This is a genomic window from Lonsdalea britannica (assembly GCF_002111595.1).
Taxonomy (GTDB): domain Bacteria; phylum Pseudomonadota; class Gammaproteobacteria; order Enterobacterales; family Enterobacteriaceae; genus Lonsdalea; species Lonsdalea britannica.
On record NZ_LUTN01000023.1, the window covers coordinates 18,149 to 29,832 of the forward strand.

Here is an 11,684-nt window from a genome sequence, read left to right on the forward strand (position 1 = left end):
GGTAGGGGCAACAAAATGTTACCCTTTACTGGTGGGTCAAGCAGGGCTTTCCTCAATGAGAAGCGGCCAGTGGACATAGCTTTGCCAGCGACTTTCCTGCTCCAGCATTTCGGCCCGCAGCGGATATAGGGACAACCATCCGGCAGGTAAAATGACCCGCAGCGTTTCACCTTCGGCACGGAGTCGGACGGCAGGCAGCGTATCGTCCCGGCGACGACTTGCGAAGATAATCGCCAGTCGCAGCAGGCGACATAAATGCTGCGCCTGACACACCGGCAGCGCATTTTGCTGCGTCAGTGGAACAGGGTCGAGCGTATTGCACTGGTTGTGGAGCAGGGTGGCCAGAAGTTTTTTCTGAGCCGGTGTAAAACCGGGGAGATCGCTGTTGCGGATGAGGTAGGCGGCGTGATGGGAAGCCTGACGGAAGTCGATGCTGAGTCCGATTTCGTGAATCAGACTTGCGCTGCGTAGGAGCTCCCGACATCGATCGTCCAACTGCCAGTCCTGAACCAACTGCTGTGCGAAATTGTCCGCCAATGCGCTGACGCGCCGCGCCTGCTCGCCGTCGAGAAGATAGCGCTGTTGCAGATTATGCAGGGTACGGGAGCGGATGTCCTGTCCGATGGGCAAATGCAGCATGCCGTACACCAGGCCTTCGCGAAGCGCTCCGCCTGCCAACGTCATGGTCTGGATGCCCAACTCGTGGAAGATAGCCAGCAGGATAGACAGGCCGCTTGGGAAAACCAGCGCGCGTTCTAGCGTCAGCCCGTCGATTTCGAGTTCTTCCAGCTTGCCGCACTGAATCGCACGTTGCTTGAGCTGTTGCAGCTTGGCTACCGTGATGTACTCATCCATCCCCTGTGCGACCATGATCTCCTGCAGCGCCTGTACGGTGCCGGAGGCCCCGACGCAGATCTGCCAACCTTGCGCCAGCAGGCTATCTTTTACCGTACGCACCATTTCACGCGCCGCTTCTTCAGCGCGGGCAAAATTTTCCTCGCCCAGATTGCGGTCCGCGAAGTAGCGTTCCAGCCAGGTCACGCAGCCCATCGGCAGGCTGAACAGCTGGTTGGTTTGTGCGCCGGTGCCGGTCGCCAGCTCAGTGCTGCCGCCGCCGATATCGACGACCAGTCTTTGTTCCGGACCGCCGGTCGTATGGGCTACGCCTGATAAATAAGTCGAGCTTCTTCTTCTCCGCTGATGACCTGAACCGGTACGCCCAAAATGCGTTTCGCCTTGTCGAGAAACTCATCGGCATTTGAGGCGAGCCTGAGGGTCGCCGTCGCAACGACGCGTACCTGATCTTGCGGGATGTCCTGCAGATGTTCCGAGAACAGTTTCAGGCATTGCCAGCCGCGCTCCATCGCTTCCTGGGACAGGCAGCTCTGCTTGTCCAATCCCGCAGCTAATCTGACTTTGCGTTTGATGCGGGACATGGTTTGTATGCTGCCGGCAACTTCCCGGACGACCAGCATATGAAAGCTGTTGGAGCCCAAATCAATGGCAGCATAGAGCGAAGAAGAACTTAGCATCGACATGAGAGCATCAACCCTGCCGTCTACGGTTGTTGTTACGAGGACCACTGCTGCGGCGCTGTGAATTCTGGCGGCGCGGGCCGGAAGCAGAACGCGGACGCGTCAGGCGTTTCGGCGGCGGAAAATCACTCAGTAGCGCTTCGCTGTTGTACTTGCTGACCGGAATGCGGTGCCCGGTGTACTCTTCAATCGCAGGCAGATTCAGCGCGTATTCTTCGCAAGCCAGGCTGATGGAACAGCCGCTTTCGCCAGCACGGCCGGTACGACCGATGCGGTGAACGTAATCTTCGCAATCATCCGGCAGGTCGTAGTTAAAGACATGCGTGACCAATGGAATATGCAGGCCGCGTGCGGCGACATCGGTCGCAACCAGAATGTCGATATTACCGTGGGTGAAATCTTCCAGAATGCGCAGGCGTTTTTTCTGCGGCACATCGCCCGTCAGCAGCCCGACGCGGTGACCATCGGCAGCCAGATGACCCCAAACATCTTCACAACGATGCTTAGTGTTGGCGAAGATGATGCAACGGTCCGGCCACTCTTCCTCGATGAGCGTCTGCAGCAGGCGCATTTTCTCTTCGTTAGAGGGATAGAACAGCTCTTCTTTGATGCGATGACCTGTTTTCTGTTCCGGCTCTACTTCCACATATTCCGCATTATTCATCTGCTCGAAAGCGAGTTCGCGAACACGGTAGGACAGCGTGGCGGAAAACAGCATGTTGAGACGCTGATCGGTCGCCGGCATGCGTCGGAACAACCAACGGATGTCTTTAATAAAGCCCAGATCGTACATACGATCCGCTTCATCCAGCACGACAACCTGAATCGCGCCCAGATTAACGTAGTTCTGCTTGGCGTAGTCGATCAGACGACCTGTGGTGCCGATCAGAATATCAACGCCGCTCTCCAGCACCTTCAGCTGTTTGTCGTAGCCGTCGCCGCCATAAGCCAGGCCCAGTTTCAAACCGGTAGCTTTAGCCAGCGCTTCTGCGTCTGCGTGGATCTGCACGGCGAGTTCACGCGTCGGCGCCATAATCAGCGCGCGAGGCTGGTTGGTTTCGCGTTCAGTCGAAGCAGGATGGGAAAGCAAATAATGGAAAGTAGACGCCAGAAACGCCAGCGTCTTGCCGGTACCGGTTTGCGCCTGACCTGCGACATCACGGCCTGACAACGTCAGCGGCAATGTCAGTGCCTGAATCGGCGTACAGTTATGAAACCCTTTACTTTCAAGCGCTTCTATAACCTGCGGGTGCAGTGCGAAGTCGGAAAACTTCTGTTCGGTTAAGTGTGTTTTGCTCATAGTATGGTAGAATATCAGCTAACTATTGCTTTACGAAAGCGTATCCAGTGAAATAAGAAATAAAGCCAACCCCAAGGTTGGTTAATGCTACACCAACTGGTTGGACATAATCCTGCGGAGTAAAACATGAGCGATAAAATTATTCACCTGACCGACGGCACTTTCGATAAAGACGTATTACAGGCCGAGGGCGTAACGCTGGTTGATTTCTGGGCTGAATGGTGTGGTCCTTGTAAAATGATCGCTCCCATTCTGAATGAAATCTCCGAGGAATACGCGGACAGACTAACTGTAGCCAAACTCAACATTGATGAAAACCCGGCTACGGCACCTAAATATGGTATTCGCGGAATCCCGACTCTGCTGCTGTTCAAAAATGGCGAAGTGGCGGCCACGAAAGTCGGTGCATTATCTAAAGGTCAGCTGAAAGAGTTCATCGAAGCTAACCTGTAATTCGCACTGAACAGGGCGGTTCCCTGGGCGTCTTTCGGCAATGAGAATTTCTCTTACTGACCGCTGGACGCCCACAGGGAAGCATGCTAGATTCATCCTCACTGCATATCGTACTTACCTGTAGTTTGAGCTCTTCGGGCTTGAGCCTAAAGTTAGAATCTAAAGCAATATTCTGTGTCAAAATCGGAAAAAGTCATTTAAGTTAACGATGTTCTTCCCCCCGGTTTGGCAATCTGACAGTTATAAATTAATTTGTTTTGAAGGTTTCTTCGATCTTTGCCGTGTGTATGCGCAGAGTCCGCATGATTCAGTCCGGCACAAAGCTGGCATTCGGTGATTGAAGGCCGTTATAAGAGGCACGGATGATCCTGCCATACCATTCACGTTAATAGTTCGAGATTTACCCCGAGTTTAAGAACCCACCATTATGAATCTTACCGAATTAAAGAATACGCCAGTTTCTGAGTTGATCACTCTTGGCGAAAATATGGGGCTGGAAAACCTAGCCCGCATGCGTAAACAGGACATTATTTTCGCCATACTGAAGCAGCATGCAAAGAGTGGCGAAGATATTTTCGGCGATGGTGTGCTGGAAATATTGCAGGATGGGTTTGGCTTTCTACGTTCCGCCGACAGCTCCTACCTCGCCGGTCCTGATGATATCTACGTTTCTCCCAGCCAAATCCGTCGTTTCAACCTCCGTACTGGCGATACCATTTCCGGTAAAATTCGCCCCCCCAAAGAAGGCGAGCGCTACTTCGCTCTGCTGAAAGTCAATGAAGTCAACTACGACAAACCGGAAAATGCCCGCAGTAAGATTCTGTTCGAAAACCTGACGCCACTGCATGCGAATTCGCGTCTGCGTATGGAACGCGGCAACGGTTCGACCGAAGATTTGACGGCACGCGTACTGGATCTGGCTTCCCCGATTGGTCGCGGTCAGCGTGGTCTGATTGTGGCGCCGCCGAAAGCGGGTAAAACCATGCTGCTGCAGAATATCGCGCAGAGCATTGCCTACAATCACCCAGACTGCGTGCTGATGGTGCTGCTGATCGACGAACGTCCGGAAGAAGTGACCGAGATGCAGCGTCTGGTGAAAGGCGAAGTTATCGCGTCTACCTTTGACGAACCGGCGTCTCGCCACGTCCAGGTTGCCGAAATGGTGATTGAAAAAGCGAAACGTCTGGTTGAGCACAAGAAAGACGTCATCATTCTGCTGGACTCCATCACCCGTCTGGCTCGTGCCTACAACACCGTCGTTCCGTCCTCCGGTAAAGTGTTGACCGGTGGTGTAGACGCTAACGCCCTGCATCGTCCGAAGCGTTTCTTCGGTGCGGCACGTAACGTCGAGGAAGGCGGTAGCCTGACAATCATCGCCACGGCGCTGGTCGATACCGGTTCGAAGATGGACGAAGTGATTTACGAAGAGTTTAAAGGTACCGGTAACATGGAACTGCATCTCTCTCGTAAAATCGCAGAAAAACGCGTCTTCCCGGCCATTGATTACAACCGTTCCGGCACGCGTAAAGAAGAGCTGCTTGCCAGCTCCGAAGAGCTGCAGAAAATGTGGATTCTGCGTAAGATCATTCACCCAATGGGTGAGATCGACGCGATGGAATTCCTCATTAACAAACTGGCGATGACGAAGACCAATGATGAGTTCTTCGACATGATGAAGCGTTCGTAAATTACGCTACCGGTTTGAGAAAACGCCACGCTGAGTCGTGGCGTTTTTTATTTTGCTCTATAATGCTCGCGTGGAAGAGTTTTGGCGTAATCACGTGCTGCTTAGTGCATCACCTCATGCCTTGCCCATATACCGTTTTGTCCTGTGCTCTTCATGCTTTTGTCTATGAAAAGTTAGGTAAAAATAAGGCATTCATAAAACAGCCAGTTGTATTATCAAGCGCTGTAAATCGTGAACTTACTCATGATGAGTACTCAATTAGCGTCTACATTTCTGTTTTCTTTTCTTTTTCTGCTGCTGGCTCGCAAAGTGGCAAGAAAAAGTGGGCTGGTTGATCGCCCCAACTTCCGCAAACGTCATCAGGGACTGATACCGTTGGTGGGAGGGATTTCGGTTTATGCCGGAGTCTGCTTCACTTTTCTCATGACCGATGACTACATTCCCCATGCTTGGCTCTATCTGGTCTGCGCGGGGATTCTGGTCGTCGTCGGCGCGCTCGACGATCGCTACGATATCAGCGTGCGGCTACGCGCGACGGTGCAGGCGGCGGTCGCCGCGGCGATGATGGGATTTGCCGGTCTGACGCTCCAGCACCTGGGTTACATCTTCGGTGACTGGAATCTCAGCCTCGGACCTTTCAACTACCTGCTGACGCTATTCGCCGTTTGGGCCGCGATAAACGCGTTCAATATGGTGGACGGCATCGACGGGCTGTTGGGCGGGCTGTCCAGCGTGTCTTTCGGCGCGATTGGCATTCTGCTGTATCACAGCGGGAACCATAGTCTGGCGCTGTGGAGTTTCTCGATGATTGCCGCGACCTTACCCTACATTCTCCTAAACCTTGGCGCTTTCGGCCGGCGATATAAAGTCTTTATGGGCGATGCGGGCAGCACCATGATGGGCTTTACGGCGATCTGGCTCCTGTTGCAAAGTACGCAGGGAGAAGCGCATCCCATCAACCCGGTGACGGCGCTGTGGATTATCGCAATCCCGTTGATGGACATGGTCGCCATCATGTATCGCCGTCTGCGCAAAGGCATGAGTCCGTTTTCCGCGGATCGCCAGCATATCCATCATCTGGTCATGCGGGCAGGCTTCACCTCTCGTCAGGCATTTGTGCTGATTACGTTGTCAGCCGCCGTGCTGGCGGCGATAGGCATAGCAGGGGAGTTCCTGTCCTTCATTCCTGAATGGCTGATGCTAGCCTTATTCCTGCTGATGTTTTCCCTCTATGGCTTCTGCCTGAAACGCGCGTGGCGGGTTGCGCGTTTTGTGAAGCGGGTAAAACGTCAGCTGCGCGAGCGGTCTTACTCTCAACCACGATAATCTGGGGATAGAATGAGTACAGAGAATCACGTTGTCCGGCACAACCAGTGGGATAATGAACTGGATATCCGCGGCTTGTTCCAGGTGCTTTGGCGAGGAAAACGCTGGATCGCTGGTTCGGTCGTACTGTTTGCCGCTCTGGCGATGCTGTATGCCTGGCTAGCGCCTCAGGAGTGGAGCGCCACGGCGATCACGGATAAACCTACCGTCAATATGCTGGGCGGTTTCTACTCGCAGCAGCAGTTCCTGCGCAATCTGGATGCCAAATCTTTTGCGACCCCGCCCGCAGATCAACCGCCCATCACGGCGGAAGCTATGCGGAGTTTGTGATGCAGACCGCGGCGTACGATACGCGACGTGATTTCTGGCTACAGTCTGCCTATTATCGTGCCCGTCAGACAGGGGATGCGCGAGCGGACGCCGCATTGCTGGATGAACTGGTCAATCAGATTCAGTTCACGCCATATGACGAGGCCAAAAAAACCAACGATAGCGTGAAGCTGACGGCGGAAACGTCGGCTGATGCGAATGTCCTGCTTCGACAGTATGTTACGTTCGCCAGCCAGCGTGCGGCGTCGCATCTTAACGAGGCGCTCGACGGCGCCTGGGCGGCTCGCACGGTTTTTATGCGTTCTCAGATCAAGCAGCAGGAATCCGTTGCCAAAGCGGCCTACGATCGTGAGCTGCATGTTGTCGAACTAGCCTTGCAGGCCGCTCGCCAACAGGGCATTCGCCAGAATGCGGCGGAGACGCCTGCCAACGAGCTGCCTCCCTCTGAACTGTTCCTGCTGGGCGTGCCGATGTTACAAGCGCGGTTGGAGCTTTTACAGGCTGGCGGCCCGCAGTATGACAGCGATTACGACCGCAACCGGGCGCTGCTGAATACGCTGCTGGTGGGGCCTGTGGTTGAAAAACAATTTCAGACCTATCGCTATTTGCGCACACCGGAAGAGCCGGTGAAACGCGATAGCCCTCGTCGCCTGCTGCTGCTGGTGATGTGGGGCAGTGTGGGATTGGTGATTGGCGCAGGCGTGGCGTTGGCGCGTCGCCGCTAACCGGCCTTGCCTGTGGCGGAACGCCCTATTTTATCTGACTAAAGAGCATCGAATGTGAAAGTCCTGACTGTTTTCGGCACCCGCCCAGAAGCCATCAAAATGGCACCATTGATTCACGCACTGGCTCAGGATGCGTTTTTCGAGTCAAGAATCTGCGTCACGGCTCAGCACCGGGAAATGCTGGATCAGGTTCTGGAACTGTTTGGTATCAAGCCCGATTTTGACCTCAATATCATGCAGCCGGGGCAGGGACTCAGCGAGATCTCTTGTCGTATTCTTTCGGGGCTCAAACCCGTTTTAGAGGATTTCCGTCCCGATTTGGTGCTGGTGCACGGCGACACCTCTACCACGCTGATGGCCAGTTTGGCCGCCTTCTACCAGCGGATTCCGGTAGGGCATGTCGAAGCGGGACTAAGAACGGGCGATATTTATGCGCCCTGGCCGGAAGAGGCGAATCGCACGCTCACCGGCCATTTGGCACAGTATCACTTTGCGCCTACGGACAGCGCCCGGCTGAACCTGCTAAAAGAAAACGTGCCTGACGCCGCCATCAAAGTGACCGGCAACACGGTGATCGACGCGCTATTCTGGGTTCGCGACCTCATTGCCCGTGACCCCAAACTCAATCAGCCGTTACAGCTCAGTACGCCTTTTTATCCGAACAGCGCAAAATGATTCTGGTCACGGGCCACCGTCGGGAAAGTTTCGGCGGCGGTTTCGAACGGATTTGCAGTGCTCTGGCCGCCATCGCTCAACGTCACCCTGACGTCCAGATTGTGTATCCGGTGCACCTCAACCCTAACGTCAGCGAGCCGGTGAACCGCATTCTCAGCGGTATCGACAATATTTTCCTGATAGCGCCACAAAATTACCTGCCGTTCGTCTACTTGATGAACCGCGCTTACCTGATTCTGACGGATTCGGGTGGCATTCAGGAAGAAGCGCCTTCGCTCGGGAAGCCGGTTCTGGTCATGAGAGACACGACCGAACGACCAGAGGCGCTGGCCTCCGGCGTAGTGCGGCTCGTCGGCACCGATGCGACGAAGATTTTGAATAACGTCTCAGAGCTGCTGACGGATGAGTCAGCCTACCAGGCCATGAGTCAGGCGCAGAATCCTTATGGTGATGGTCATGCCAGCCAGCGAATTCTCGCGGCATTAAAAGAAAATCAGGTAACGTTATGAGTTTTAATACAATTTCAGTCATAGGCTTGGGGTATATCGGTTTGCCCACCGCCGCGGCTTTTGCATCGCGGCAGCATAAAGTGGTGGGGATTGATGTGAATCGCCGTGCTGTGGAGACCATCAATCGCGGCGAAATTCACATTGTCGAGCCGGATCTGGATCAGGTCGTCAGCACGGCCGTGGCCGAAGGCTATCTGCGCGCCTGTGTGCAACCGGTGCCCGCCGATGCCTTTCTTATCGCGGTGCCGACGCCGTTCAAAGGCGACCACGAGCCGGACCTGAGCTACGTTCGCGCGGCCGTCGAGTCCATCGCACCCGTACTGGAACCCGGCAATCTGGTTATTCTGGAGTCGACATCTCCGGTCGGCACGACAGAACAAATGGCCGAGTGGTTGGCGCAGGCGCGCCCCGACCTAAGTTTCCCACAGCAGGCCGGCGACGAGGCGCAAATCAATGTGGCTTACTGCCCGGAGCGCGTTCTGCCTGGGAAAGTGATGGTGGAGCTGATCAAAAATGACCGCGTTGTCGGTGGGATGACGCCGACTTGCTCGGCGCGCGCCTGTGAGCTTTACCGCCTCTTTTTGGAAGGTGAGTGTGTAGTTACTAACTCCCGAACCGCTGAAATGTGCAAGCTGACGGAAAACAGCTTTCGCGATGTGAACATCGCCTTCGCCAACGAGCTTTCGCTGATTTGCGATGAACAGCAGATTGACGTTTGGGAGCTTATCCAATTGGCAAATCGCCACCCGCGCGTCAACATCCTGCAGCCGGGGCCGGGCGTCGGCGGTCACTGCATCGCGGTCGACCCGTGGTTTATCGTGGCGCAAAATCCTGCATTGGCGCGGCTGATTCATACCGCCCGTCTGGTTAATGACGCCAAGCCGCAGTGGGTAGTAGACCGGGTGAAAGCCGCGGTTGCCGAAGCGTTAGTGAATACTGACAAACGTCCGAGCGAGCTCCGCGTCGCCTGTTTCGGGCTGGCGTTTAAACCGGATATCGACGATTTACGCGAAAGTCCGGCGCTGGATGTCGCGACCCGCATTGCCGAGTGGCATACGGGAGAAACGCTGCTCGTCGAACCGAATATTCAGCAACTGCCGGATTCTCTGCGCAAGACGGCAACGCTGGTGGATTGCGCCACTGCCTTACAAAAGGCCGATGTGCTGGTCATGCTGGTCGATCACCGCCCGTTCCGTGCGATCGCGCCTGAACAGGTCAGCCAACGTTGGGTGGTGGATACCAAAGGCGTGTGGCGCTAGCCGCCCGCCGATGACCGCTTATTCTGCGATAACAGGACGTCGTTTATGCCGCTGCATGCCATTGTGGAATCTTTAAGCTGGGAAAGCGCGTTCTTTCATCGCGCCAGCGGCAGGCTGCTGTTTTCAGACGCGGCGCCGGTGCTCAATGCCGCGGCGATGGCGCAGTACGATATCGTTCAGGCGAAAATTCCGGCGAATGCGACCGCACAGGCGGATGCACTGGCCGCGCTGGGTTTCCGCCTGGCGGAAAGTGAGGTCGACCTGAGCGTGTCTTTGCCCGAACGGCCGGATGTCGAGACGTTCGACGGCGTACGTCGGGCCGTCGAAAGTGATATCCCCATACTGTGCGAGGCGGCCCGGACGACGTTTGCGCTGAGCCGTTTCCGCGCGCCGTGGTATGCGGCGGAAGACAGCGGACGGTTTTATGCCCGCTGGATGGAGAATGCGGTGCTTGGGACGTTTGATGATGTCTGTCTCCTGCTGGAAGACGGCCACCATCGGCCGCAAGGGTGGGTCACGTTGCGACAGTTGCCGGAGCAGGAAGCACGTATTGGTTTACTGGCAGTGTGGCCGGGACATACCGGACGCGGCATCGGACGCCGCCTGATGCAGGCGGCGGAAACGTGGTGCCGACAGCAGGACGTTCGACGTTTACGGGTCGCGACCCAACTTGGCAATATGGCGGCGCTGCGGCTTTATCTCAGCAGCGGCGCGCGAATCGACAGCACAGCCCATTGGCTATACAGGTGACGATATGATCCCATTCAATGCTCCGCCCATCGTAGGCTCCGAGCTGGAATACATGCAGGCCGCCATGCGCAGCGGCAAGCTATGCGGCGATGGCGGCTTTACCCGTCGCTGTCAGCAATGGCTGGAGCACTATTCCGGCAGCCCGAAAGTGTTGCTCACGCCTTCCTGCACCGCTTCGCTGGAGATGGCGGCGCTGTTGCTGAACATCCAGCCCGGCGATGAAGTCATCATGCCGAGCTATACCTTCGTCTCGACGGCGAACGCCTTTGTGCTGCGCGGCGCCACGATTGTCTATGTCGATATCCGCCCGGATACGCTGAACATTGATGAAAAGAAAATAGAAGCCGCGATCACTGAGCATACCCGTGTGATCGTGCCGGTGCATTATGCCGGCGTGGCGTGCGAAATGGATGCCATTATGGCATTGGCGCAAAAACACGGGCTGTACGTGGTGGAAGATGCCGCGCAGGGCGTGATGTCCCGCTACAAGGGACGCCCGCTGGGATCAATTGGCCATATCGGCTGCTTCAGCTTTCATGAAACCAAGAACTATACGGCGGGCGGCGAAGGCGGGGCGACGTTGATCAACGATCCGGCGCTGATTGACCGTGCGGAAATCATTCGCGAGAAAGGCACCAACCGCAGCCAGTTCTTCCGCGGTCAGGTTGATAAATATACCTGGCGCGATTTGGGTTCCAGCTACCTGATGGCGGATATTCAGGCGGCCTATCTGTGGGGACAGCTGGAAGCCGCTCAGCGCATCAACGAGCGTCGACTGCGTCTTTGGGATGCCTATTATGCCGCGTTTCATCCGCTGGAAGCGGCGGGCAAGCTGGAACTACCGACGGTCCCGGCTGACTGCGTACACAACGCCCACATGTTTTATCTACGGCTGCGCGATATCGAACAGCGCAACGACTTCATCAGCTATATGAAAGAAGCCGAAATTATGTCCGTATTCCACTACATTCCGCTGCACAGCAGTCCGGCAGGGCAGCAGTTCGGGCGTTTCTCCGGCGAAGATCGCTTCACCACCCGTGAAAGCGAACGACTGGTGCGCCTGCCGCTGTTTTACAACCTGCGCAACGTGAATCAGCGTACCGTTATCAGCACGGTGCAGAGCTTCTTCTCCTGA

General features: G+C 55.7%; 7 protein-coding genes and 3 pseudogenes. 8 read left to right on the forward strand and 2 right to left on the reverse strand.

The window, feature by feature from the left end; all coding sequences use genetic code 11:
- Positions 1-36: 36 nt before the first annotated feature.
- A pseudogene (gene gppA, locus AU509_RS15995) lies at positions 37-1,532 on the reverse strand (guanosine-5'-triphosphate,3'-diphosphate diphosphatase).
- Between the two features lie 13 nt (positions 1,533-1,545).
- Positions 1,546-2,835, reverse strand: coding sequence for an ATP-dependent RNA helicase RhlB (rhlB, locus tag AU509_RS16000; protein WP_085652159.1), 1,290 nt, complete (start codon positions 2,833-2,835; stop codon positions 1,546-1,548).
- A gap of 126 nt (positions 2,836-2,961) precedes the next feature.
- Between rhlB and trxA the strand changes: the two genes are divergently transcribed.
- The 8 genes and pseudogenes from trxA (at position 2,962) to rffA (ending at position 11,684) form a co-directional block, all read left to right on the forward strand.
- Positions 2,962-3,288 (forward strand): thioredoxin TrxA, encoded by a 327-nt coding sequence (gene trxA, locus AU509_RS16005; RefSeq protein ID WP_026739280.1) that lies wholly within the window; start codon positions 2,962-2,964, stop codon positions 3,286-3,288.
- Between the two features lie 427 nt (positions 3,289-3,715).
- Positions 3,716-4,975, forward strand: coding sequence for a transcription termination factor Rho (gene rho / locus AU509_RS16010; RefSeq protein ID WP_027063767.1), 1,260 nt, complete (start codon positions 3,716-3,718; stop codon positions 4,973-4,975).
- Between the two features lie 231 nt (positions 4,976-5,206).
- A complete protein-coding gene (gene wecA / locus AU509_RS16015) occupies positions 5,207-6,301 on the forward strand; it encodes a UDP-N-acetylglucosamine--undecaprenyl-phosphate N-acetylglucosaminephosphotransferase (RefSeq protein WP_085652161.1) in 1,095 nt (364 codons plus the stop codon).
- A 12-nt stretch (positions 6,302-6,313) separates the two neighbouring features.
- Positions 6,314-7,356 (forward strand): annotated as a pseudogene (gene wzzE, locus AU509_RS16020) (ECA polysaccharide chain length modulation protein).
- A gap of 54 nt (positions 7,357-7,410) precedes the next feature.
- Positions 7,411-8,540 (forward strand): annotated as a pseudogene (gene wecB, locus AU509_RS16025) (non-hydrolyzing UDP-N-acetylglucosamine 2-epimerase).
- Entirely contained in the window at positions 8,537-9,799 is a 1,263-nt protein-coding gene (gene wecC, locus AU509_RS16030) for a UDP-N-acetyl-D-mannosamine dehydrogenase (protein ID WP_094118814.1), read from the forward strand. Before wecB ends, wecC begins: the two are co-directional and overlap by 4 nt.
- A gap of 45 nt (positions 9,800-9,844) precedes the next feature.
- Entirely contained in the window at positions 9,845-10,549 is a 705-nt protein-coding gene (rffC, locus tag AU509_RS16035; protein ID WP_085652164.1) for a dTDP-4-amino-4,6-dideoxy-D-galactose acyltransferase, read from the forward strand.
- A 4-nt stretch (positions 10,550-10,553) separates the two neighbouring features.
- Complete coding sequence (rffA, locus tag AU509_RS16040; RefSeq protein ID WP_085652165.1) at positions 10,554-11,684, forward strand: dTDP-4-amino-4,6-dideoxygalactose transaminase; 1,131 nt, start codon at positions 10,554-10,556, stop codon at positions 11,682-11,684.

Coding starts and splice junctions, on each gene's coding strand:
- rhlB (WP_085652159.1), bottom strand. CDS start 2,835: ATGAGCAAAACACACTTAACCGAACAGAAGTTTTCCGACTTCGCACTG.
- trxA (WP_026739280.1), top strand. CDS start 2,962: ATGAGCGATAAAATTATTCACCTGACCGACGGCACTTTCGATAAAGAC.
- rho (WP_027063767.1), top strand. CDS start 3,716: ATGAATCTTACCGAATTAAAGAATACGCCAGTTTCTGAGTTGATCACT.
- wecC (WP_094118814.1), top strand. CDS start 8,537: ATGAGTTTTAATACAATTTCAGTCATAGGCTTGGGGTATATCGGTTTG.
- rffC (WP_085652164.1), top strand. CDS start 9,845: ATGCCGCTGCATGCCATTGTGGAATCTTTAAGCTGGGAAAGCGCGTTC.
- rffA (WP_085652165.1), top strand. CDS start 10,554: ATGATCCCATTCAATGCTCCGCCCATCGTAGGCTCCGAGCTGGAATAC.